General features: G+C 41.4%; 21 protein-coding genes. 5 read left to right on the plus strand and 16 right to left on the minus strand.

The window, feature by feature from the left end:
* On the plus strand, positions 1–2,413 hold a 2,413-nt coding region (locus RRG12_RS37795; protein WP_420762733.1), incomplete at its 5' end, for a beta strand repeat-containing protein.
* A gap of 359 nt (positions 2,414–2,772) precedes the next feature.
* Positions 2,773–3,393, plus strand: a complete 621-nt coding sequence (locus tag RRG12_RS37800; RefSeq protein WP_420762734.1) for a TMEM165/GDT1 family protein — start codon at positions 2,773–2,775, stop codon at positions 3,391–3,393.
* 155 nt (positions 3,394–3,548) lie between these two features.
* Here RRG12_RS37800 and RRG12_RS37805 read toward each other — a convergent pair whose 3' ends face one another.
* Complete coding sequence (locus RRG12_RS37805; protein ID WP_420762735.1) at positions 3,549–4,442, minus strand: tetratricopeptide repeat protein; 894 nt, start codon at positions 4,440–4,442, stop codon at positions 3,549–3,551.
* Positions 4,443–4,820: 378 nt separating this feature from the next.
* Here RRG12_RS37805 and RRG12_RS37810 point away from each other — a divergent pair, with 378 nt between their 5' ends.
* The gene (locus RRG12_RS37810; protein ID WP_420762736.1) at positions 4,821–5,852 is read left to right on the plus strand and encodes a hypothetical protein; all 1,032 of its coding nucleotides are present in this window, start codon (positions 4,821–4,823) and stop codon (positions 5,850–5,852) included.
* Positions 5,853–6,034: 182 nt separating this feature from the next.
* On the opposite strand, the gene RRG12_RS37815 is transcribed toward RRG12_RS37810, so the two are convergent.
* Entirely contained in the window at positions 6,035–7,204 is a 1,170-nt protein-coding gene (locus tag RRG12_RS37815) for a homocysteine biosynthesis protein (RefSeq protein ID WP_420762737.1), read from the minus strand.
* A 181-nt stretch (positions 7,205–7,385) separates the two neighbouring features.
* Here RRG12_RS37815 and RRG12_RS37820 point away from each other — a divergent pair, with 181 nt between their 5' ends.
* On the plus strand, positions 7,386–7,619 hold the full coding sequence (locus RRG12_RS37820) for a hypothetical protein (protein ID WP_420762738.1): 234 nt from the start codon (positions 7,386–7,388) through the stop codon (positions 7,617–7,619).
* A gap of 558 nt (positions 7,620–8,177) precedes the next feature.
* Here RRG12_RS37820 and RRG12_RS37825 read toward each other — a convergent pair.
* The 5 genes from RRG12_RS37825 to RRG12_RS37845 all read right to left on the minus strand — a co-directional run bounded on the left by RRG12_RS37825 (position 8,178) and on the right by RRG12_RS37845 (position 11,394).
* Complete coding sequence (locus tag RRG12_RS37825) at positions 8,178–8,924, minus strand: hypothetical protein (RefSeq protein WP_420762739.1); 747 nt, start codon at positions 8,922–8,924, stop codon at positions 8,178–8,180.
* Positions 8,925–9,113: 189 nt separating this feature from the next.
* A complete protein-coding gene (locus RRG12_RS37830; protein ID WP_420762740.1) occupies positions 9,114–10,265 on the minus strand; it encodes an AI-2E family transporter in 1,152 nt (383 codons plus the stop codon).
* Positions 10,266–10,355: 90 nt separating this feature from the next.
* Entirely contained in the window at positions 10,356–10,547 is a 192-nt protein-coding gene (locus RRG12_RS37835; RefSeq protein WP_420762741.1) for a hypothetical protein, read from the minus strand.
* A gap of 123 nt (positions 10,548–10,670) precedes the next feature.
* Positions 10,671–11,231, minus strand: coding sequence for a Uma2 family endonuclease (locus RRG12_RS37840; RefSeq protein WP_069072587.1), 561 nt, complete (start codon positions 11,229–11,231; stop codon positions 10,671–10,673).
* Complete coding sequence (locus RRG12_RS37845) at positions 11,170–11,394, minus strand: hypothetical protein (RefSeq protein ID WP_420762742.1); 225 nt, start codon at positions 11,392–11,394, stop codon at positions 11,170–11,172. Before RRG12_RS37845 ends, RRG12_RS37840 begins: the two co-directional genes overlap by 62 nt.
* 455 nt (positions 11,395–11,849) lie before the next feature.
* On the opposite strand from RRG12_RS37845, the gene RRG12_RS37850 reads away from it, so the two are divergent.
* Positions 11,850–13,178 (plus strand): IS4 family transposase, encoded by a 1,329-nt coding sequence (locus tag RRG12_RS37850; protein ID WP_420762743.1) that lies wholly within the window; start codon positions 11,850–11,852, stop codon positions 13,176–13,178.
* Positions 13,179–13,275: 97 nt separating this feature from the next.
* Here RRG12_RS37850 and RRG12_RS37855 read toward each other — a convergent pair whose 3' ends face one another.
* From RRG12_RS37855 to hpsC, 9 genes are all read right to left on the minus strand, one after another.
* Entirely contained in the window at positions 13,276–15,045 is a 1,770-nt protein-coding gene (locus RRG12_RS37855) for a WD40 repeat domain-containing protein (RefSeq protein ID WP_420762744.1), read from the minus strand.
* A 461-nt stretch (positions 15,046–15,506) separates the two neighbouring features.
* A complete protein-coding gene (locus tag RRG12_RS37860) occupies positions 15,507–15,902 on the minus strand; it encodes a hypothetical protein (RefSeq protein WP_069072589.1) in 396 nt (131 codons plus the stop codon).
* Between the two features lie 150 nt (positions 15,903–16,052).
* Positions 16,053–16,700, minus strand: a complete 648-nt coding sequence (locus RRG12_RS37865; protein WP_420762745.1) for a TIGR04282 family arsenosugar biosynthesis glycosyltransferase — start codon at positions 16,698–16,700, stop codon at positions 16,053–16,055.
* A 32-nt stretch (positions 16,701–16,732) separates the two neighbouring features.
* Positions 16,733–17,299 carry a pilus assembly FimT family protein gene (locus RRG12_RS37870; protein ID WP_420762746.1) on the minus strand — a complete coding sequence of 189 codons (567 nt, stop codon included), beginning with the start codon at positions 17,297–17,299 and terminating at the stop codon, positions 16,733–16,735.
* Positions 17,265–18,338, minus strand: a complete 1,074-nt coding sequence (locus RRG12_RS37875; RefSeq protein ID WP_420762747.1) for a glycosyltransferase — start codon at positions 18,336–18,338, stop codon at positions 17,265–17,267. The genes RRG12_RS37870 and RRG12_RS37875 overlap by 35 nt, the downstream gene beginning before the upstream one ends.
* A 4-nt stretch (positions 18,339–18,342) precedes the next feature.
* Entirely contained in the window at positions 18,343–19,335 is a 993-nt protein-coding gene (gene hpsE, locus RRG12_RS37880; protein WP_420762748.1) for a hormogonium polysaccharide biosynthesis glycosyltransferase HpsE, read from the minus strand.
* A gap of 21 nt (positions 19,336–19,356) precedes the next feature.
* Positions 19,357–20,316 (minus strand): hormogonium polysaccharide biosynthesis glycosyltransferase HpsE, encoded by a 960-nt coding sequence (hpsE, locus tag RRG12_RS37885; protein ID WP_420762751.1) that lies wholly within the window; start codon positions 20,314–20,316, stop codon positions 19,357–19,359.
* A gap of 196 nt (positions 20,317–20,512) precedes the next feature.
* Entirely contained in the window at positions 20,513–21,184 is a 672-nt protein-coding gene (locus tag RRG12_RS37890) for a prepilin-type N-terminal cleavage/methylation domain-containing protein (protein WP_420762749.1), read from the minus strand.
* Positions 21,185–21,257: 73 nt separating this feature from the next.
* Complete coding sequence (gene hpsC / locus RRG12_RS37895) at positions 21,258–22,235, minus strand: hormogonium polysaccharide secretion pseudopilin HpsC (RefSeq protein WP_420762750.1); 978 nt, start codon at positions 22,233–22,235, stop codon at positions 21,258–21,260.
* Positions 22,236–22,350: the final 115 nt, after the last annotated feature.

The following is a 22,350-nucleotide window of genomic DNA, read 5'->3' on the forward strand; positions in this document are numbered from 1 at the left end:
GGCTGGTACTGTCCGCGTCAAGGATATCTTCTCTGGCACGGGTGGCTCTTCTCCACAAAATCTGACGAATGTCAACGGCACGCTGTACTTCACAGCCTATGACAGCAGTGGGGACTATAGTGGGGACTATGAACTGTGGAAGAGTGATGGCACTGAGGCTGGTACCCTCCGCGTTAAGGATATCTACCCTGGCTTAGCTGGCTCTAATCCCAACAACCTAACTTACGTTAATGGCAAACTCTACTTTTTTGCTGACAACGGTAACACTGGGCAAGAACTTTTTCAGCTTGACCTGAACAGTACCCCCACTGACCTGAGTCTAAGTGCCACTAGTGTTAACGAGAATGTTCCTGCCAACACAGTAATTGGCAACTTTAGCACTGTTGATGCCGATGGAGACAACACCCACACCTACACCCTAGTTTCGGGTACTGGCAGCACTGATAACAGCGCCTTCACAATTGTGGGTAACGAGTTACGGATTAATAGTTCGCCAGATTACGAAACCAAGAATAGCTACAACATCCATTTACGCACCACAGATCAGGGTGGTTTATTCTACGAAAAAGAAATTGCGATCATAGTCAACGATATTAATGAAGTCCCACCAGTTGCAAATACCATTAATGGCACTTCAATTGCAAACAACCTAACTGGTACAGAGAACAGAGATATCATCTCAGGATTGCTGGGCAATGACACGCTCAACGGACTAGCTGATAACGACACCCTTGATGGCGGCGATGGAAATGATTTCTTAGATGGTGGTGCAGGAGATGACAGTCTCATTGGTGGTAAAGGCAATGACACTTATACTGTGGACAGCATCGGCGACACTATTATTGAATCCGCCAGTGCAGGCACAGATTTAGTTAAGTCTTCTGTGAGTTGGGTGTTGGCAGATAATCTGGAGAACTTGACCCTGACTGGAACCGAAGCAATCAATGGTACTGGTAACAGCCTTAATAACATTTTGATTGGAAATACTGCCGCTAACATCTTGAGTGGAGAAAACGGTAACGATAAACTCTTCGGTGATTCAGGTAATGACACCTTGCTGGGTGGAATCGGCAATGACACCTTAGATGGAGGTTTGGGATTTGATAATCTCAATGGTGGAATCGGCAATGACACTTACATCGTAGACAACCCGAATGATTTTATTACTGAATCCGCTAATGCAGGCACAGATTTAGTCAAGTCTTCTGTGAGTTTTGTCTTGGCAGATAACCTGGAAAGCTTGACTCTGACTGGAACCACAGCAATCAATGGTACTGGTAACAACCTTAATAACATCCTCACGGGAAATACTGGCGCTAACATCTTAAATGGATTTGATGGTAGCGATCGCCTGATTGGTGGTTCCGGCAATGACACCTTGTTCGGCGGTTCCGGTGATGACACCTTGGATGGAGGTGTGGGAATTGACAATCTCGATGGTGGAGTCGGCAATGATACTTACACCGTAGACACCCTCAGCGATACGATTACTGAAGGCTTAGATGCAGGTACAGATTTAGTCCAGTCTTCAGTGAGTTGGGTATTGGCAGATAACTTGGAAAATTTGACCCTGACTGGAAGCAAGGTAATCAATGGTACTGGTAACAGCCTTGATAACATCTTGACTGGAAATAGTGCCGCTAACATCTTAAATGGATTTGATGGTAGCGATCGCCTGATTGGTGGTTCTGGCAATGACACCTTGTTCGGCGGTTCCGGTGATGACACCTTGGATGGAGGTGTGGGAATTGACAATCTCGATGGTGGAGTCGGCAATGATACTTACACCGTAGACACCCTTAGCGATGCGATCGCTGAAGGCTTAGATGCAGGTACAGATTTAGTCCAGTCTTCAGTGAGTTGGGTATTGGCAGATAACTTGGAAAATTTGACCCTGACTGGAAGCAAGGTAATCAATGGTACTGGTAACAGCCTTGATAACATCATCACAGGAAATAGTGCCGCTAACATCTTGAATGGATTTGATGGCAACGATAACCTCTTTGGTAACTCAGGCAATGACACCTTGCTAGGTGGTGCAGGTGATGATCTACTTTCTGGAGGAGTTGGTCGAGATGTATTAACTGGTGGAACTGGGCGAGATAGCTTTAACCTTGCTGGTAGCCGCACTGGAGGGTATGATACCATCGCTGATTTTATTCTTGCAGATGATACTATCCTCATTTCCAAGGCAGAATTTGGACTGAGCCAATCTCAGGATACTACACTCGATTCTGGCTTGTTCCAACTTGGCACTAGTGCAACAACATCTGGCGATCGCTTTATCTACAATCAAAGTACTGGTAACCTGTTCTTTGATAAAGATGGGGTTGGTGGTACAGCACAAGTTCAAATAGCCCTGTTCTCGAATCAGGCAATGCTTACTAATGCAAATATTATTGTAATTGCCTAACGAAAGGTAACTATAGCAAGCGTTGGTTGATGACCCAGCAATAGACAGATAATACAAATCGCATGTGAGCTTAAAACACTTTGAAATTCAGATGCTCTCCATTCCCTAATCTTGACTTAATACTGATAAAAGATGTATAATGTACCTCGCATAGAAGGGGAGTAGCTGCTGGCAAAAAAACTTGAAAGCCAGTACATCTGAATCAACATACTGGCGATGAGCCTGGTTCAGATGGCAAATAATCAATATTTGAAAGCGAGACCTTCACTAAGTTCACACCGAAAAGTGTAAACTTGGTGAGGTCTTTTGGTTCTCATCAAGCTTCACATCGGTAAACGATTCTTCAGGAGCTTGAGAGAGTGTTAACAGCTTTTACCGCAGGTTTATTACTAATTACAGTTTCAGAACTAGGCGATAAAACATTTTTTATTGCTGTAATTTTGGCAATGCACCACCCGCGGCGGCTGGTATTTATAGGTGCGACATCTGCTTTAGCCGCGATGACAATCCTTTCAGTGCTATTTGGACAAGTAGTGTCTTTGTTGCCAAAAGTTTATATTCATTACGCCGAAATAGCTTTATTTCTTGCCTTTGGTATCAAGCTGCTGTATGACGCTAGTAAGATGTCCGCTGCTGCTTGTGATACAGAAGTTGTAGAAGAAGCCGAAGCTGCGGTGAAAAAAGCAGATTTGCACTTACCAAAGCAAAAAACTGGGTTGGCAATTATCATAGAAGCCTTTGTGTTGACATTTATGGCAGAGTGGGGCGATCGCACCCAAATAGCCACCATTGCCCTAGCAGCAGGTAATAATCCAATTGGAGTGACAATAGGTGCAATTTTAGGACATGCCATTTGTGCTGCGATCGCAGTTATCGGCGGCAAAATGATAGCCGGACGCATTTCTGAGCGTCAGATCACCTTTATTGGCGGATGCCTGTTTTTAATCTTTGGTGTCCTCGCTGCCATTGAGGGAGCGTAAGGGGAAGAAGCAGGGGGCAGGGAGCAGGGGAGCAGGGAGCAGGGGAGCAGGGGAGCAGGGGAGAAGAATTAATAACCAATCCCCCATGCCCCATGCCCAATGCCCAATGCCCCATGCCCAATGCCCAATGCCCCATGCCCAATGCCCCACATCCATTACTTAGGCGTACTTTCCGGTGAAGGTGCCAGAGATTGAGCCGGATTAGGCGTGGGGGAAGCCGTTGCCGCCTTTTTAATTCCGTCTTTGTACTGAGCAGGTGCTAAAGCTGCGGCACTATCAAACAAAGGTTTTGCATCTGCGTCTTTGCCCTGTTCTTTCAGGAGCATTGCTTTTGCCACAACAGGGCGAAAATCCTTGGGATCTTTCTTAATTGCCTGGTCATAAACAGAGCTAGCTTGAGCGTAGCGTTTCTGGGAAGCGTGAACAGAACCTAATAGCACCTGCACCGCTACTGTATCAATACTTCCAGGTTGAATTGTATTTGCTTGGGCTGCGTTAGAAAGGGTTTCTTGCAACAAACCAATGGCTGCTTCGGGGCGTTGCTGACTGATCAACAGAGCCACCATTCCTTGCAAAGCCTTCAAATCGCCCGGTTTCGTGGACAAAATCGAACGATAAGCTTGAGCGGCTCCTTCGCGATCGCCAATTTGCTGTTTGGCTTGAGCCAGTAGCACTGAATATTCTGACTGTTCGGGATTCAGCTTCGCTAGCTTCTCTAGGGGTTCAATAACAACTTGGATATCAGCTGGTTTAACCTCACTTTTATCTTTTTGACTCAGTAGTTGCAGCCGCGCCTTTAATAGTCCCTCAAGCGCAGTCTGATTTTCTGGTTCCCTTTGCAAAACCTGTTCATAACCCCGTACTACGTCTTCCAGTTTTGATTTTTGGTCAGCAGAGGGCAAACTGTCTCTGGTGCTAGCGGTATTCTGGCTTGAGGGTGGCGTATTATTAAATGCTCCAATTATGGGAATCACCGAAACACCCACAAAAGCAAGAATTGCAACTGCCAATATGACTCGAACTATCCAACGATTGCGCGGTTGAGACACAGTTTTGTCTTTCTCCTGAATTTTAATGACATGATCATTTACACAAATCGTAAAGTTAAAAATTTCCAAAACTTTGCGGAATACCGCCAAATGCCTGTGAATTTTATAACAATTAACTATCTACACTGCTAAAGTAAGTGATGACTTTAGGAGGAGCCGTCAGAATTGTAGCTATGATATGCTTCCGAAACTAGTGTAAAGGCGCTAAATTACACATTTAGTGTTTATACACTAAATTTAGCGCCTTTAGGATTGTGTAGAGTAACCTAGTGTGACTTTGTTAAAAGCCAATATACTTTCATCAGTCGCACAAATGCTCTTTCCAGCTGCCTTTGTAAAATCCCACAATGGGATGTGTCTCCGCCGCAAGGAGTTTTTATGAATTCCGACCTGATGCCGTTGCCTGAATCCTCCAATTCTTCTGCCTCTAACCAGGGCCCAACTAACGTAGAGGCAGCCGCTAATGTTCATATAGCAGCCCAAGCCCAGTCCTCAAAACCTGAAAATTTGCCTGTCAAACCCAGCGAGACTGACTCCAATGATGGGTTCGCCAACCGACAGCAACCGATTCCGCCTCCCAGCGAACCGATGCAGTACCGAGCGATCGGGTTAGTCCGGGGTCGATATCATGCTAGCAGCGAACAATTTACTCAAGGTACGCTGCTGACCACAGATGGTGTAGAACTCAATGCCGTCCTCCTAGGCCGGATTATGAGCTTAGTCAAGAATCACCTAGACTTAGAAAAAGAACACTTGTGGGTAGTATATCCACGGACAAGACAAGAAAATGATACCTTGCACATCCAAATCGTCGGAGTTTGGGAGCCAGAAAATCTGGCTAAAAACTCAACAGATGAGGACGAGTCAGATTTTGAGTTGCAAGAGTTACAGAAACCCGATGATGGCTTATCCGAAAACTCTGAATTAAGTACAATTGCTCTGAAACCCTCATCAGAAGTTGTAGATGGTGGTTTTTCTGTTCGTGGTGAAGTAGTATACCAGTCTTTTGATGCTAAAAGCTTGGTAGTCAAAATTAGGCAGGCTCCACGCAAATCAACTGATAAACCCAAATATTTTAAGTTGAAATTGAGGGGTGTGCTGACCACCAAAGCAGTAGGAAAATTCTGGGACTTCCAAGCCAAGCGGGAAGCTGACGTTTTGGTAGTAGAAAAAGCTGAGGCGATCGCTGACTTGCCCAAAAAACGCAGACCACCATTCAAAGGTGGGCCTCGCGCTGGCGGTGGTGGTGGTGCTGGTGGTAGAAAACCATTCCCCCCCAGACGCAGTGGCGAAACCCCTCGTCCTATCAAAAAAACAGGCGCAGGCGGCGACACCTCTGTGGTTTCAAAACCTATCCCAAGAACGCCCGCTCCTAAACCCATCAAGCGACCAAAACCGACTCAAGAGTAGGGCATAGGGCAATTCAATTTTGGATTTTGGTGAAGCAGCGCGGTCTTCTCCCAAGGGGAGACGCCAAGGGCGATGGGGGTTTCCCCCATGAGTGACTGCTGAACCCGAAAGGATTTTAGATTTTGGATTAAATTCCAATCTAAAATCCAAAATCTAAAATCTAAAATTCTTACTCCCCAATATCAAAAATCCGTCCGACGGTCTTGGGGTAGAAAAGATCGCTCCATCGGAATTGGGGAAACTGGTTCTGTGAGGGTAAACGTACCTGCTTCGATCCACTTTTTCAACTCTAGAGCGACTTGCCTAGAAAAAAACAAACTCGCTAAGGGGGCAGAGCGTACTGCTTTGCCCTCAATGGTGATCCGCCCGGATTTGAGTTGGGCGTAACTCACCAAGCCAAAGGTGGGACGAACGCGCCGGGGAATGGAAAAATCTACTATTGGGGCTACTAAGTCTTGATCTTGGACGGCACAGTGTTCAACGACTTGTTCATTTAATACAGGGAGTGGGACACCAACGCCTAACATCAATGAGGGCCCATAACTTTTGAAATAACACCCCCGCACCCAATGAGCATCCATTTGTTTGGCATCACCAATTAAAGCTAAAGTGGCGGAAGGCCCAATCGGTGTACGATTAGCTAAACGCTTTTGTAAGGGGAAGTGCTGAGTGCCTTCCCAGGCGACATATCCAATACCGCCACCTAAAAAAATTCGAGTACCGATACCAACGAGTTGCAAATCGGGATCGTTGAGTAAGGGGGAAATAGCACCGGGATTAGAGTAAACGGCATTCCCCAGACGCGGTTGTAAAGGGCCGAGATAGGTGAAGAGGGGGCGATCGCCACCATTTACACCAACAATAAAATTTTGATAAAGATTGCGCGGATTGAATAAATAAAACTGATTAATCGTTTCACTGGTAATAGTAGTTTCAAAATTTGCTCTGGGGTAACAATCTGTTACTTGTCCTTGCGCTTTTACGTGTATAGATTTACCAGCAATCAAATCTTCGATTACATGACCGCCGCCGCGTTCTCGGACTTCTTCCCCGTCCGTCGTCTCCACAGCAGAACTCGCACCCAAATATAAATCTACTGCCCCAAAACCAGAGTATGCTGGTACACCATCTAACCAACAGCGGCGAATTTTTATTGGGGGGTCAGTGTGTCCCAGATTGATAATTGCACCACTGGATTCCATCGGCTCAAAAGTGCCAGTGGTAATTACATCAACTTCTTTCGCAGCTTTAGTAACACCGATTTCTACAACTCGTGCTTTTAATTCTTCAGTTGTCAACACTACCGCACGTTGGCGGCTGATTTTCTCGTTAATTTCTGCAATTGTTCGCATCTTATCAGTGCTAGGGCTTCCTGGTGAATGGTGAATAGAGAAAATAAATTTTCATTGCTCCTTGTGAGCGCAGATTATGGTGACTTTTGCATAATTTCATCTCGAAATAGTCGTCGCCAATCTCTGCGCGACAGCTTAACACCCTGGATAGGGTTCAAATTCCCAAAAAACAATTTAAGTATTGCAAAGTTCAAATCATATATTTATTTTTTGGGGCAAGCTAGATATCTCCGATGAAAGCCAACAGCAACAAAAGGCAAGTCAGGCATTAGAATACTTTATTGTTCAAGTGAATAATATTCATCTCAACCAATTGCAACAGACTAGTGAGACGCAATCAGAGAAGACAGAATCAGCTTCATCTAATGAGTCAAACAAACCAGGAACAGAGCTAATGAAGCAGAAGGATAGTTGATGAACTGATTACCGTCACGAATCAGTAAATTAATTTTGAATTTTGCATTTTAGATTGAGCCGTGTTGCAAAATCCCCGACCTCTTAAAAAAGTCGGGAATTTTGTTGTTCACGAATAATTTTAAATGGCTAGATAACAGTTTAACTAACCTTTTCCAATTAAAATCCCCCAAGCAATGTCCATGCCTGGGGGTTGGTACCAAAAGTTTACAACTTTCAGTTGTTGTTTCACAATTTCTGCCTAGTTAATTTCCGGTTCCTGCAAATTTAATCTTTAAGTCGTGGTGTTTTACCGCTAAACTACCAGGTCAAATGTTTGGAGACCCGGACGAGATTTGAACTCATGTCCCACTGACATTAATTCACAGGGGTCGATACAGAACGTGAATTTTTAACTTTAGCTTGGAGCAATAGCCTAAGACTAAATATGAGATTGATTGTGTCGAGGAGTGCCTTTACCCTTTGGCTATCCCTCGGTTTAATTAAATCGAGGGAGTAGGACTCGAACCTACATATTCTCCTATTGACACTGAAACTAAACTTGCGCTCCAAAACTATTTTACCTAAATGTTGAGGGTGAAAACAAGTAGCTAAAGATTGAGCGAGCAACTTGATTCTGTTGAGTAACTTCTAAACTATTTGCCTGTTCTCTAGCAAAAATCACCTCTTGCATAAGCCTATCTACTCGCCGCAACAATTCATTCTGTCTTGCTTGAGAAATTGCTCCAGAAAACTTGACTGTTCGCCAAGTTCCTTCTGGCACGTCTTCGGAAGACTCTTTTACCTGCGCGGGATGCTCTTTTGTGGCTTCATACAGCACCACAGGTTTAACTATTTTTTTGGTTTTGGTAGTATGTTTCGGTTCAGTAGCAAAACATTCTTGCTGCTGATCGTAAACCCAAGATTCGCTAGTATCTAGAACGGGCAGTGTTGAGATGAACGTTTTAACATCAGCTAACTGCTTTTCTAGAAACAGTAGGTAAGAAACAGGTACTTCTCGCAAAATGGTGGTTCCGTCAACTACTATATCTGCTTTAGCCTGGGCATTAGCCCAATCTTGAGTGGCACATAAGTTAAATAATTCTGCACAAGCTTGCTCAAATTGACTCAGCAAATCTTCTGCTTTCATTTGCAGTGTCTGATTTTCTGGAGGATATACAAAGCCATCTTCAGCTACCGGCTGAAATGTCCGCGAAATCCCTTGAAACATTGCAGTTTTTTGAATCAGATGATATACGCCTGTTTTTGCTTTTGTGGTGTTAGCTTTAACGGTTTGTAAAATCGCAATCACTTGATTGAGTTTCAAAGTTTACTCTCCAATATATGAATTGATTATTGTTCCCCCTATTGTCTGCTTAGTTTTTAGTAGTGTCCACCTAGCAGGTAAGTTTTCCAAAAATGCTAGGCGATTCAATAAGAGATTATTTTGGATTTTGAATTTACCAGTTTTGTAAAAGTGCATATTTTACCGATTCTTTAATCCAAAATTGAGTCACTAATCTTCTTGTTTCAAGATATCATCATCAATCGAGGGCTTCTCATTAATATCTGGATTTTCTGATGTCCAATTATCATCTGCTCCAGGAGATTCAGAAACTATGACAAACTCAGTTTCCTTTCTATGATTATTCCCCCATTCATCTAAAACATCTTTAATCAACACTTCTTGCAACCAAATCTTAGCGACAACAGTTAGGGGTAGCGCCAGAAATAATCCTAAAAATCCAAAGAAAGTCACGAAAAATAGTTGGGCTATTAAGGTTACAGCTGGCAGTAAAGAAACTTGCTGTGCCATCACAATTGGGGTGATAAAACTGCTCTCAACCTGTTGAATAACAACGTACAGAATCAATACAGCAAGAACTTTCCAGGGGTCATCTAATAGTGCGATCGCCATTGCTGGCACTACACTCATCGTTGGACCAAGGTTGGGAATTAAATTCAAAAATCCTGCCAAAATTGCTAAAGCTAGTGCTGCCTTGATACCCAAAACTGATAAGCCAACTAGACTCATCAGCGCCACTACAAACATGGCGATGAAAGCGCCTGTAATCCATCCACCCAAAGAGACTTCGCATTTATTTAAAATCCCTTCTACCCGCCGCCGATAAAATGAGGGGAAAAGCCGTATAAAGACTTTGCGGTAAGCTAGTGGATCGACTAAGATCATTCCTGTTAAAACCAACACTAGCAAAATCTTGAGGACTACTTCCAAAGAGCCAGATACAAAGGCGAAGGAGTTTCCCAGTACCCGATTCACGAAAGGCTGTGCTTGTTGGATGAGGCTATTGATATCTGGAATGTAAGGAACTAACTCATCAGGAATACGAGTTCTCAGGGCGTCAAGCCAACCATTAAAGCGCTCAAACCCTTTAGGAACCTGATTAGTTAGTTCTTGAAATTGCTGTGCAAATGGCGGCACAATTAACCAGAAAAAACCCACGACGCCGGCCAAAAAGATAGCTACTGCTAGGAGGACGGCGAATCCACGTTTCATCCCAAAGCTTTGGAAGCGTTTCGCTAGCCGATTTAAGGTGGTGGCTAAGACAACTGCGGCAAACATTAGCAAAAGCACTTCCCGAATTTGCCACAGGATGTATAAAGAAAGAACTATGGCGATTAAGCCGATCCATTGACCGAGGTTCACAGGCTGACTCCCAACGGTTGGCGAGATGCAATTTTCTTGTAATTCAGCTAGGTTAGCTGATTTTAGTAACTTGTGTGTAGATGATTTGAGTTAATTTTGTTTCTGGGCTTGGAATCGCCACAGTAGTGCGATCGCTATTATCACAATCGGCAACAATACTATAATTAGCGCGTTGGTTGCTGTCGCCGGAATTGATAGAGTTGGCCCTGCATACTTAATCAATACTGATAACAAAGCCGAGAGTAAAAGCAGTTTCAGAACCAATCCTAGTTGATTTTCCATAAAATTACGGCATACAAATTTTTATGGTACACACGAATTTGCGTTGTACCGTCCAGTTTCTACAATAAACCTACAGATACAATCCTTTCTAACTTTCTCTAGGCAACCTTGCGGAACACTTTTTTACGTCAAACTCAGCCAGCCAAAAACCTGTTCTACAGTTAGCTCTAATTCGATACCCTCAAGGATGGGTAATTTATCAGCATTTTCGTATAATTCCACTCGCTGTCCAGGAAAAATCCCCAGCACACTTTCGTCTTCAGGGTTGATTAACCAGCCGAGTTCAGTACCATTGCGCGAACAATGCAATAATTTACTCAACACTTTTTTTAACTTTTGGTCTGGGGAAAGAATTTCAATTGCCCAGTTTGGATGAATTTCAAAGCGGTTAGCAATTCTGCCAGATGGAGTTTTAGGAATTCTATCCCAGCGAAACACAGAGACATCAGGAACGATAGAAGCGCCGCCAAAGCTACAGCGCAGTTCTGGGAAAGCCAAAGCAATTTTTTGACTTCTAGCTATGCCGTTAATTGTTTCGCAAAGAGTAGCTTGGAGCAAGCTATGTTCACCTTGAGGCATAGGTTTTTGAATAATTTCTCCGTTAATAAAGTCTGATGCTGGTTCAGTTTCCGGCAGTTTGAGGAACTCGTCTAAAGTTAGTTGGGGTTGAATTGCGATCGCCATAAGCAAATAGCATAGAGGGGATAGTTTTATTATGGGCGAATGTGCGATCGCCCAATACAGTTTGATTAAGGCAAGAGACGCGATAAATTGCCGTCTTTACAATAATCAGTTCTTTGTAGAGACGGCGATTTATCGCGTCTTTGTGATATGTAATTTTCGTCAAAAAACAGATCGGTTAAGAATATTCGTAGGTTGGGTTGAGCGTAAACAAAACCCAACAAACCCTTTAACTTAAATCCTCAGTTTTCCACAATTACGAATTACGTCATACCAATTTAATGTGAAGTTGCACATATCTTGATCCCCCTAAATCCCCCTTAAAAAGGGGGGCTTTGAATTCCCCCCTTGCCAAGGCTACGGTGTACACACAAGTGGTAGCTGCAAGGGTTTCAGGCGTTCGAGACCAGTAAAATGTGATTACGAGCAAAGCGATAACGAAGCGATACGACGAAATCCTACCGCTAAAGTGTAGACACAAATAGATGTCTATTAGGAAAACAAGGGAAGTGAGGAGACAAAACAAATGGAAAACCCAATTTTAATTCATGCACAAGAGTTTAAGGGAAAAACATTTGGTGACCCAAGACTAGTAAAAAGGGGGCCAAATTGTACTCAGCAATGGAAACAAATAAAACAGTAAATATTCGGAGAATAAGTAAAAATAGGGCAGAACAAGTGGGATATTACCGATTTTTACAGAATGATAATGTGACAATAGAAGAGTTGTCCAATGGGTTAGGAAGTAGTTGCGCTGTCAATGTAGACGGAAAACATGTACTAGCAATTAGCGATACGAGTGAAATTAACCTACAGTCACATTCAGGAAGATTGAAGCCAGAGGGAATAGGAGTAGTAGGAAATAACAAGGATGTGGGATTTTATATTCACCCAACATTAGCAGTAAATGCAGAAAATGGATTACCTTTAGGATTAAGCGCAGTACAATTGTGGACTAGAGAACCAGATCACTTTGATAAGAAAGAAAGAGAATACCAAAAATTAGCGATAGAAGAAAAAGAATCCTATAAATGGATTAAGTCGGCAGAGAAAACAAAATATAGTTTTACTCTGTCTCATGTGAAAATGATAACTCATATTGGAGACAGAGAAAGCGATATATTTGAGGACTTTGTGAGCATCCCAGACCAGCAGAATCATTTATTGGTGAGAGTCCGCCAAGAGCGGCGATTAAAGAATACTTCAGAATCATTATATACATATTTAAATCAGCAGCCATGTGAGGGAACTTATACTGTTCTAGTTCAAGCGGATTCAAGAATTGATAGAATTGCAAGAGAAGCTTTGCTAATAGTACGTTGTGCGCGAGTAGAAATTCAGCGTCCCAGCAAATTATCTGCACAAGATTATCCTGATAGTGTGCAACTTTATGCAGTTGAAGCTATAGAAGTTAATCCTCCAAAAGGTCAAAAACCAATTCATTGGCGATTACTCACTACCCATTGCGTCGTTTGTTTAGAACAAGCATTACAAGTAATTGAATGGTACAAATGGCGTTGGAAAATTGAACAACTTTTTGCTACCCTCAAAACTGTTGGTTTAGATATTGAATCAACTCAATTAGAGTCGATTCAATCGATTCAACGGTTAACTATCTTAGCTTTATCTGTGGCTGTGCGTATTTTACAAATACTCGTGGGCAGAGATCAACCTGAAATACCTGCAACCTTAGCTTTTTCTGATCAAGAACAGCAATGTTTGCAAGCCATTGCTCCTACTGTTTCTGGACGCACATCCTTACAGCAAAATCCTTATCCACCTTATTCCTTATCTTGGGCGACTTGGATTATTGCTCGACTTGGTGGTTGGTCTGGCTATCGCTCTCAAAAACCTCCTGGAATTTCTACTTTGGTTTGTGGGCTACGTCAGTTTGAATCCTTCTTTCTGGGCTGGAAACTTGCTCTGGGTAAGGATGTGTGTACACCGTAGCCTTGCAAAGGGGGGCTAGGGGGGATCGAATTCTATGCAGCTTCATAAAGAATTGGTATTAGCGACGTAAGAGCGTCATTACGAATTACGAATTAGTTTAACTGCGTTGCCAAATTTTAATTGTCTTATCCAAACTCCCGCTAACCAACATCTCACCGGAAGCTGTGAAAGCTAATGCTGTAACTATGTTTCCATGACCTGTAAATGTACCAAGCAATTCCCCAGTTTGTAGATGCCATAATTTGATGGTTTTATCAGCACTACCGCTAGCGATAATTTGTCCATCGGGACTTAAAGCGATCGCATATACTCTATCTCTATGTCCTTTGAGAGTATGAAGTAATTCCCCAGTCTCCAATTGCCAAATTTTAATCGTTTGATCCCAGCTACCACTCACCAGCAGTTTACCATCTGCACTGATTGCTAAGGAGCGGACGATGTGAGAATGACCCATGAGGGTGTGCAGTGGTTGTATGTCCTTTAAACTTTTGACCCCCGTCAAAAGTGATGTGCGCCAAACTTTGATTTTGCGATAGCTACCTGTAACCAGAGTTTCCCCATCTCGACTCAAAACCAGGGAATGAGCAGCTGTATCATCTAAAGAAAGTGCGATCGCAACCTGACGATGCATCAAATCCCAAAATAGAATTTTTCTATCATCTCCACCTGTAGCTAACATTCTGCCGTCTGGGGTGAAGGCAGCACACCGCACTACCCCATTATGCTTGTGTAAAATATCTATTAAGTCTAAAGCACCTACGTGCCAAAGCTTAATTGTGGAATCTGCACCACAACTCACTAAAGTCTGTCCATCTGAACTAAAAGCTAGAGAATTCACTTCATCCACCAGCCCGGATATTACCCAAGGATACTCGGATAATGTCTCTATTAATTCACCCTTGCTTAAATCCCAGAGTTTCGTCTCTCCACGGCTACCACTTGCCAATATGGGTAAAGCCTTGCCATTGTTACACCCGGAACTGAAAGCTAGGCAATTAATGCCTCTATTGTGTCCTTGCAAAGTTTGCCAGCATTCCCAGTCACCGACTATACCCTTAAGGCAATGTTCTGATGGTAGAGTCTGTATTGTAGCTGCGATCGCTCTCTCATTAATTACTGGCGAGGTGTCTTTTTTACCAATAAGTGATTCTAAATACCAACTCAATCCCCCTGCATACAACAAATTACTCGGATTAATGTAGAGTTTTGGTTCAGTAAGTTCAATTAGATTTGCAGGTAAAAAGCCTGTAATTATGCTCTGTTTTTCGTCTCCTAACTTACCTGTAGATGGATAAAACAAACACAGAAAAATTAATACTTGGTGATTTTTTAAATCCTCTTGAGTAACCGACCATCTAATTTTGTCTTTCTTAATACCATTAAAACTTTCTCCATCAGCAACGTAAACTTGAACACTTAGCTGAGGATTATCTTTTAGTACATAAGAGAATTTGCTTTCGCCACACAAATTTCCCTCATCATCTAAAATCATGTTTTGCAAAGTATCTTGTGATACCTTTTTTACCAATTTGCCCAAGCGTTCAGTTATTACCCGGTCAACAATATGCTCCCGTAAAAGATAATCTTCCGCTTGTCCTTGGAAGTATTTGGGAAAAGGTATTGTCCAGTCGGGAGGCTCAGGATATTCAGGCGGCGTCGGCGGCGGATTTTTGGCGAGAACTTCTGCTTGTTGGCGAGAAAGTTCTTGGAGTCTAGCCAAAGGCTCACCCCAAAAGGCCATAATCTCAGTGTGACAACCTTTGACTTGACTTTCTAGCAAAGATAAGTCATAAGTTTTAGGTTTTTTCACACGTTGAAGGAAGTCAGTTTGTTGAGCTTTGAGCAAGCTAATCCAATCCATCTGCATTCCTGCGGCAAACTATTGCATACCTACGGTAAGCTATACCAATGCAATTACTCAAGTTTATAACCTTAGTTAATTAAAAATTCAGTAATGTTAGCAGTCTAATAAAACACAGCCATTGGCAGATGTTTCCGGGAAAGAGATCGATGGATAGCACTTAGACATTTCATGAACTGATGTAACTGAGATATATAAAATTAGATGATGTCTGTTAATTCTAACGGAGATGGAGAAAGAGATACTGTTTCTAGGGAAACACTTCTAGCTGCAAAGGAAAGTTTGATGTGAGAGGGATTTCAAGGGGTACGGTAACGTTAAGTCAACAAATACCCACACAAAAATAACCGAGTACAGCTTGGCAGAAGTAAAACACCCATTCCAAATCGATGAAACCCTTGCGGTACAGGAATTACGAATTACCGTAGCGCAGCGTTAGTAAGGAATGAGTGTGATTACAAATTATTTTAACCTTTACGTTTTGGTTGTCTGGGTGTAGTACTTACATTAGAGGAGTCACCGAAAGTATCCCTTGCTTCGATCTGTTTAATTTTCATTTGCAGGTTCAAGTCATCACTGCTAACAATTGTTTCTAAATTCGCTAATCTCCGCTCTAACAGTTCTATTTGCTGTTGTTGCAAATAGTTAGTTTTTGATTTTTCCTCATCAGAACGCCAAACTGCAACTGTACCAACAGCTGCGCCACCAATAGCAACTAAAGGAAGAATAGCGCCACTTCTAGTAACTGCTGACAGGGGGACGCAAACTCCGAGAATAGCTACTGTAATGACCCAAATTCTTGTAGTAGCAGATAATCTGACATCTTGGTATTGTTCGAGATTGGGTTGAGATTTTTTAGCCATAAGTAAATCCGTTGAAAAGTTATTTGCTACATTGGCAAAAATGTTTACTAAAATACTTCCTACAATTTATCTGTAATAGGCTGAGATAATTGCACTTTTGTCAAGAAGGTGCAGGAAAAAGTAACTCTCTCCAGTTTGGAGACTTCTCCCTCATTTTTCCATATCCCTTACAAGAGCTTGTTCCCAAATCGGTAGATCCTCCGGTCGGTCAACATCAGCTAAAGGCAACAAGTTTACATGTGATAAATTAAGTTTCTGGGCAATGTCCACAGTTTTCTGGAAAACTTGAGCAGTTCCCCACTCGATGTTAACGAATAATTCTGGGATAGGTTGACACAAACCAATTAGGTAATATCCACCATCGATCGCAGGGCCAAGTACAAGATCAAAGGCGTGTAACTTCTCAAAGGCTGTTGCTAGAATCTGGGGATTCACTCCAGGACAATCTGTACCAATGATAATTACTTGTTCTGCACCAGATTGAAAGGCATCAAAAAGCGATCGCGCCATCCGCAAACCTAGATCCCCTTCACCTTGAGACTGGTAAACTAAATCTAACCCCAGCCAGTCTTGCATAAGTTGCGAATCGCCACCGACAAAACGCACTTCCACAGATATGTCAATGGCTTTTTGCAATTCTTGAACCTGAAATATTGTATGTTCTGTCATCTTGCGTTGAAGATTGGCAGCACCAACAGTTCCCAAAGCAGGTATCAGTCGGGTTTTTGTCTTACCTGGTTCTGGATAGCGAGTAAAAATAATCAGGTGTTGTTTTGCGTTTGCTGGTAAGTTCAGCACACAATACCTTGTTTGAATGAACTAATAATATCTTAATAGCAATACTTGTCGTTTTCGTTGGCTCTAGCTTGCTCTTTTGCCATTCGCATTGCTCCTAAAATTGTAGAGATGTAGACGCAACGTTTAGCTTTACCACCATATTTACTGGAGATAGTTATACTTCGCGGTAGCGAAACAATATTACCTCTATAATCAAATTTAATTTGCCTAAAGCCGTTTGAAATTTGTAAGGTTGTTTCCGCATCTAAGCGAACATTGGCATCTAAGTTATTCCAGTTAGCATTAGATGGGTTTACTGTAGCAGGATGAACCGCCCATTGAACGATGCCGTTTTGTTCGCGAAAGCTGGCTTGCCAAGTCAATTTATCCTTGGTGGCTTGCCTTTGAGCTTGGCGCATAGCATAATAGACTTCGTTTTGAGCAGTGTTGAGACGGCGAGTCTCCACAAAAGCTAGCCAGTTGGGTATTGCGATCGTAGCTAATATACCAATTAATAGAACAACTACTAACATCTCTGGTAAGGTAAAACCACTGTTAGAGTGCTTATTGCAGAGATTTTTTGCATTAACTAGAGATCGTAAATGCACCTGGGTATCCATTTTTGCTTTCTGGTCGATTTTCAGCTACCCAGATGTTGAGCAATGTTTCAGCTTCTTGGTTTCTGACTTCGCGCCGATTAAGAATACTGTAGAGCAAGTTGGGCGAAGTAAAAATTATGGCAATTTTCAGTAACAATTTTAGGGTGAAATTTATATTCTGAATTCTTGAGGGGTCGTTAAGAAAATACTTCCACAGAAATTTAGCTGCTGCTAGACCTTTTTGGCGATTAAACGGTTCTTGTAGGGCTTTGCAGGTCAGGTATTTATATAAATTTGCTAGGCTTATATTCCAACTCTGTTTAAGTGTCGTTCGCGTTGCGTCTGGTAGAGAAGGTCTTTCCTTATACGCTTTCTCAAGCACTTGTAAACAGGTTTTTTCCTGTCTGACAAGGTTGGAGGAAACTGAATTGGCACTTATGCGATATAAGATTTGTATAGATGGTACACATATAAAATCAAACTTAGAGGCTAATCGCAGCCACATATCCCAATCCTGGGCGGCATTGAGAGATTCGTCAAAGCCACCTAATGTAATTAAAGCTTTTCTAGAAATTAAGGGATTTGAACCATTTTCTAGAAAGTTATTTAATAACAACTGATCATAAGCATTTCCATTTACATTAATCCGCTTGCCTGAAAGTAGACATTTACCATTTGTGTCAATATAATCAGTCCAACTGTAAGCAACTTTTGCAGTAACGTTTTCTTGCAGAGCCTTGAACTGAGAGTGAAGTTTATCAGGTGTCCAAAGATCATCTGCATCTAAGAAACTAACAAATTCTCCAACTGCAAGTTGTAGTCCTCGGTTACGGCTGACGTTTCCGCCAGCATTGGAATAAGAAAATACTTTTATTCGTGAGTCTTGGATTTGTGTAACAACTTCTAAAGTTGAGTCTTGTGAACCATCATTAATGACAATTAATTCTAGGTTGGTAAAAGTTTGATTTAAAACAGATTGAATTGTCTGCTTAATAGTCTTTTCACTATTATAAGCAGGGATAATTACAGATATTCTTGGCAATTTCTTGCTAGTTTTCATAATTTTATAGGGCTAATTTATTTTTTAGTACTCTGCCAAAATGACATTTTAAGTAGTAAAGAGGACTCATCATGCTAGCTAAGTAAAACTCCATCTCAAAAAGAGCAATTAGATTACTTTTAAATTGCCCTCTATAGTGAATCAAGTGCTGTAATGCTCGACGTAAATTTCCTAAAATAGTTTTTATAAACACTATTGGTTTTTGCCAATTTTTAGTATTTATCAAGCGTAACTGGAAAATACACAAGCCACAGCCGCGTGCCAGAGTTAGGAGGTAATCTTTCTCAAGTCGCCAATGTGGTATTTGATGATAAGTATGCATCGTAGGGTTATACCAAATTTGCCAGCCTGCATAATGTATGTAAAGCAATGGTTCATAGTCATCACCCTGCACTAAAATACCAGGCAGTTTCCCACTTAAATTAGGTCGTTGTGGTACATTTTCGCGCCATACTTCTTTCCGAACAACAAGCGCCGCACCAGGAGGAAGTCTTAAATTATCCGCATCAAACAAATGTGGATTTGAACCATGTTCCCTGATAGCTAAAAAAGCTTGAATTTTTTCAAAATTTTCTGGGGGTTTTACTTCAAATTCACCATGAATTTGTCCACTCCAAGCACCTGCTTGAGGATGCTCTAATCCAAATTTATATGCTTCTGCTAACCAATCAGGTGCAGGTAAGTTATCATCATCTAAAAATGCGATTAGCTGCCCTTTAGCTTCACGTACAGCCCTCAGTCGTGCAAAAGCTGCTCCCTGTTCTGGTTCTAAAAAATATCTTAAATGACATTTTCCACCATATATTTTTTGGTAGCTCTGGATTATTTCAGATGTGTTATCAGAACTATTGTTATCAACAATAATAATTTCCCAGTTAATATTTTCTACTCCTGTCTGGGTTAAGAGTTTATCCAAAATTTTAGGTAATCGAGTTGCTCCATTATATGCGGGGATGGCTATGCTAACATCTAAATTTTCAACTGTTAATTCAGTCATAATACGTAATTTTTTGATAATTTATTTCTTGAAATATCCATTTTTCCAAAGATAAAAAGGACTAATTAAACTACTTACAAAAAGTTCCATTTCACAAGCAACTACCAAATCCTGTTTTAACTTAGTTCGATATTTTAATAAATGAAAAGTAATTTTACGAAGGTCGTTTATCATATAAGACAAAAGAGCTACTGGTCTATATATCTGTTTGATATTGACCATTCTAGTTACATAACGGCTAAGTCCAATACCTCGAAAAAATGGAATTAAATAATCTTTTTGTAAACGAGATTCTGGAATTTTATGAGAAATTTCCATTTCTGGATTATACCAAATCTCCCATCCTGATTTTTGGATGTAAGACAACATTTCTAAGTCTTCACTGGTAAGCATATTGCCTTTAACTCTTCCAGTTAAAATAGACTTATCTGGCACACTTTCTAACCACGCTTGTTTACGAACAACAAGTCCGGCAGAGGGTGGCAGTAATTTTTTAGATGCTTCATATAATAGCGGTAGATTGCCCCGCTCTGTAATTGCTAAAAATGGAGCAATTCGCTTAAAATTTTCCGGTGGTTCTACTTCCCAATCCGGATGAATTTGGCTACCATAAGCTCCCGCTTTGGGGTATTTTTCACCAAAAGTATAAGCGGCAAATACCCAATTTGATACTGGGTAGTTGTCATCATCTAGAAAACCTATAAATTTACCTTTAGCTTCTGCAACTGCCTTTTTTCGGGCATAAGCAGCGCCTTGCTTTGCTTCAAAGCAATACTTTAAAGGGTAAGTACACTGCCAACTATTTTGATAGTTTTGAACAACTTTAGCTGTGTTATCAGTACTATTATTGTCTACAACTATAATTTCCCAAGATAAATTTTCGGTGTGAAGTTGGTTTTGTAGTCGTTCTAGTAGTTCAGGCAAACGACTTTCACCGTTATAAGTTGGGATAGCTACAGTAATATCAAGGTTTTCAGTCATTTGAAAAAAGTTACATTTTGATATTTTAATTAGGGCGCTTTTTATATGTTCAGCCAATGGCTAATTTATCAGTGGCTTTTAAATAGATGTATCAAACATTAAAAATGCACGTGATGTTTCAATTTTGCTATCAACGTGCAGTTTTATGTACAGTCTTATTACGTATTTTTTAATAAAAGTTGCTACACTAAGTTACTTAATCGCATTTTTCGTCTTTTGCTGTGAGCATTGATCCTAAGAGAGTTTTCACAATGACGCATCGCTTGACGCTACTAGCCAATGTAGAATTTGCAGAGCTTGGTACAGCTACTACTATTTTTAACCCAGGTGGCTCTGTCGAAGGGGCTGTAGCTGTTCCAAAGTTATTTGGCATAGTCAAAGCTCCCATATAGTCAAAGGTAATTTTTGTGGGTGTACTTGTGGGAGGGTATGATACGGGAGAATTAGTAGTAGAATTCGCAGTGTTTTCAGCACTAAGATTTGCGCCCAGCAGTAATTTATCAGAATTGGCTCCCACATCTGCCCCTAAAAGTTTCCATGTGCTGATTTCAGTAAAAGGCAAATTGCTACCATCACTCTTTTTAGTGCGATAAATAGCAACCTCTACATTTTGAGTTGTGCTATTTTTTTGAAAACTAACACTGTAGCTAAGTTTTTTGTTTTTAGCTTCGCGCTGTGCTTCTTGTAGTGCAGCAAAAACAGCATCATTAGCCTTATTTACTTGTTGTCGATTTACAAAGGCAAGCCAACTAGGAGCTGCGATCGCTGCTAAAACTCCGATTATTAGCACCACTACAATCACTTCTATTAAAGTAAAACCAGCATCGTCTTGAGAATGAAATCGCTCTTTGGTGTTTTTATCACACATCCTAGTGTGGAATAACTTTAAAGTTAGGTTGCCCATAATGCCCCACTATTAGTTGTGCTGTTGATTGTGAAGTTTATTTAGTATATAAATATCCACGTCCCTGCACGCGGACACTTGCTGTCGGAAAGTAAGTTTGGTTATTTGAAGAGTAATCAAAATTGCTATTTTGCAACCTAGCTAGTGCATTGCCTCGTAAAAACACTTGTGCTGTTGTATTGGCAGTATCAACACAAGCATAAAAGCCCATAAAATTACCCTTGCTAAGTGTTCCAGTAGGACAAGTAGGATTTGTTGTAATAGAGGTTTGATCGATAAAATCAATTAGTACTAAAGGTTGTTGAGTGTAAGCTGACGAGACTTTTTTCCATGAATTCATTTGCTGTTTTATACCTGCGGCACCTGGCAGATTCAGGTTAAAACGCTGAAAACCTGGATTGGGGCAGTTGTTGGCGTCAAGATATTTATCATTGGGATAGTCAGTACCACAACTGACACCGCCAGAAGCCAGAACTCCATCACTAATTTCAAATCTGGCAATACGAGCCGCTTTTGACCAAGTAGTACTATTGTCTTTTATTAAATAGTAGGCAACTAGTGAGTAAACAAAAGTATCATCTGTGCTTGTTGTGGCGCGTTGGATAAATTTGCGTTTCCAAAACACTAAAATAGGTTTACAAGTAACAGTATTATTAGAAGAATCACAAATACCAGCGTTTTTCACAGGCGGGATTTGGTCTTGAATTCCTGAGCTTGCTGGGACAGCGTTTGAATTGGTAGTCAGTGCAGCTCCATCATATATGTAGACAGCTTGTTGTAAATCATTGGCAATGTAATTAACTGCCGTCTGGATTTCTTGTTCAGAATTTGCCTTTGCTTGTTCCTTCTGATCTGTACTGAGAATATTAACCATGAATCCTAGCAGTGGTGTAATCACAAGGAATGCCAGCAATAAGGCTACCAAAAGTTCTATCAGGGTAAAACCATTAACTTGCTGAACAAACTTAGAGTGTTTCAGCTGAATGCTGAGAAGAAATCTGAGTAAATTCTTCATAACTACGGTCTGCCCCTTAGTGATAGAAATACATCTAGCGAATGGCGGTGTACATATCTAATCTTGTAGGGTGGGGATCTTACCTGACCGTAGCCAAAGGCGGGCAAGAGGCCCA

It is taken from the genome of Nostoc sp. CALU 546 (assembly GCF_048836525.1).

Bases quoted from the DNA above. Each gene is read 5' to 3' on its own strand.
- RRG12_RS37810 (WP_420762736.1), top strand. From the start codon at position 4,821: ATGAATTCCGACCTGATGCCGTTGCCTGAATCCTCCAATTCTTCTGCC.
- RRG12_RS37815 (WP_420762737.1), bottom strand. From the start codon at position 7,204: ATGCGAACAATTGCAGAAATTAACGAGAAAATCAGCCGCCAACGTGCG.
- RRG12_RS37835 (WP_420762741.1), bottom strand. From the start codon at position 10,547: ATGGAAAATCAACTAGGATTGGTTCTGAAACTGCTTTTACTCTCGGCT.
- RRG12_RS37840 (WP_069072587.1), bottom strand. From the start codon at position 11,231: ATGGCGATCGCAATTCAACCCCAACTAACTTTAGACGAGTTCCTCAAA.
- RRG12_RS37850 (WP_420762743.1), top strand. From the start codon at position 11,850: ATGGAAACAAATAAAACAGTAAATATTCGGAGAATAAGTAAAAATAGG.
- RRG12_RS37855 (WP_420762744.1), bottom strand. From the start codon at position 15,045: ATGCAGATGGATTGGATTAGCTTGCTCAAAGCTCAACAAACTGACTTC.
- RRG12_RS37860 (WP_069072589.1), bottom strand. From the start codon at position 15,902: ATGGCTAAAAAATCTCAACCCAATCTCGAACAATACCAAGATGTCAGA.
- RRG12_RS37870 (WP_420762746.1), bottom strand. From the start codon at position 17,299: ATGGATACCCAGGTGCATTTACGATCTCTAGTTAATGCAAAAAATCTC.
- RRG12_RS37875 (WP_420762747.1), bottom strand. From the start codon at position 18,338: ATGAAAACTAGCAAGAAATTGCCAAGAATATCTGTAATTATCCCTGCT.
- hpsE (WP_420762748.1), bottom strand. From the start codon at position 19,335: ATGACTGAATTAACAGTTGAAAATTTAGATGTTAGCATAGCCATCCCC.
- hpsE (WP_420762751.1), bottom strand. From the start codon at position 20,316: ATGACTGAAAACCTTGATATTACTGTAGCTATCCCAACTTATAACGGT.
- RRG12_RS37890 (WP_420762749.1), bottom strand. From the start codon at position 21,184: ATGTGTGATAAAAACACCAAAGAGCGATTTCATTCTCAAGACGATGCT.
- hpsC (WP_420762750.1), bottom strand. From the start codon at position 22,235: ATGAAGAATTTACTCAGATTTCTTCTCAGCATTCAGCTGAAACACTCT.